Source organism: Vibrio sp. 1562 (assembly GCF_033340155.1).
In the GTDB taxonomy this organism is placed as follows: domain Bacteria; phylum Pseudomonadota; class Gammaproteobacteria; order Enterobacterales; family Vibrionaceae; genus Vibrio; species Vibrio alginolyticus.
In genome coordinates this window covers 1-1,313 of sequence record NZ_JAWOVY010000083.1, presented here as the reverse complement: position 1 = coordinate 1,313, position 1,313 = coordinate 1, and the positions used below count along the sequence as shown (strand labels likewise).

The window sequence follows — 1,313 nt, the reverse complement described above, 5'->3', positions numbered from 1 at the left end:
AATGTTTGGGTGGATCGAGGCAGATATCACAGTTACCACAAGGCTTCTCGCGGTACTCACCAAAGTAGTTGAGCAGAACCTGACGACGACAGGTTTGTGCTTCCGCAAAGGCACTCATCGCATTAAGTTTATGGCTTTCTACTTGCTTTTGCGGTCCATCGTCTTTTTCATCCAGCATACGACGTAGCCAACTGATGTCTGCAGGGTCGTACAACATCATCGCTTCAGCAGGCAAACCATCTCGCCCTGCTCGTCCCGTTTCTTGGTAGTAGGATTCAATATTGCGCGGAATATCAAAGTGCACCACAAAACGGACGTTCGGCTTGTTGATGCCCATACCAAAGGCAACCGTCGCGACCACGATTTGCATGTCATCACGCTGAAACGCCTCTTGAACGTAAGCACGCTCATCAGCGTCCATCCCTGCATGATAGCCCGCCGCACGGATGTGGTTGCTGCACAACTTCTCCGTCACCATTTCGACTTTCTTACGGCTACCACAATAAATAATGCCGCAATTGCCCTTTTGGGTGTCGAGATAACGAATGATCTGAGAAATCGGCTTGTGCTTCTCGACCAGGTTGTAGCGGATATTCGGACGGTCAAAACTGCCTAAGTGGACATGAGGTTCATGCAAACGTAAGCGTTCAAGAATGTCGCGACGTGTAGCGTCATCCGCAGTGGCGGTGAGCGCCATAAATGGCACATGCGAAAAATGCTGCTTTAACTGACCCAGCGCGGCGTATTCGGGACGGAAATCGTGTCCCCACTGCGAGATACAGTGCGCTTCATCCACCGCAATCATCGCCAAAGGCAGGTTTTCGAGTCGCTCGATGAAGTCACGCATTAACACGCGTTCTGGTGAGACGTAAACCAATTTGAGTTGACCGCTGTGCATGCGGTTATACACACTCAGCAGCTCTTCACGACTCATGGTGGAGTTCACACACTCTGCCGCAACGCCGTTGGCTTTGAGCTGATCGACCTGGTCTTTCATCAAAGAAATCAGCGGCGAAATCACCAAGGTGATGCCACTACGAACCAACGCAGGTATCTGATAGCAAAGAGATTTGCCACCACCTGTCGGCATGATCACCAGACTGTCTTTGCCCTCGACCGCCGATTCGATGACCTCTTGCTGGCCATCACGAAACGTTTGATAACCGAAAACTTCCTCCAACACACGTTGAGGCGTTACCGGTAAGTCTGATTGTTCGGCTAACAAAGTTGAGGTCATGAAAACTCTCAGATTGGGTATTAAAAAAGAGGTGATTATGCATACCACTGGAACACCAAGTCCGGGCACACTGTAA

General features: G+C 50.3%; 1 protein-coding gene. It reads right to left on the bottom strand.

Annotated elements, in window-relative coordinates:
- On the bottom strand, positions 1–1,237 hold a 1,237-nt coding region (locus R7Z49_RS23305; protein WP_318112109.1), incomplete at its 3' end, for a RecQ family ATP-dependent DNA helicase.
- Positions 1,238–1,313: the final 76 nt, after the last annotated feature.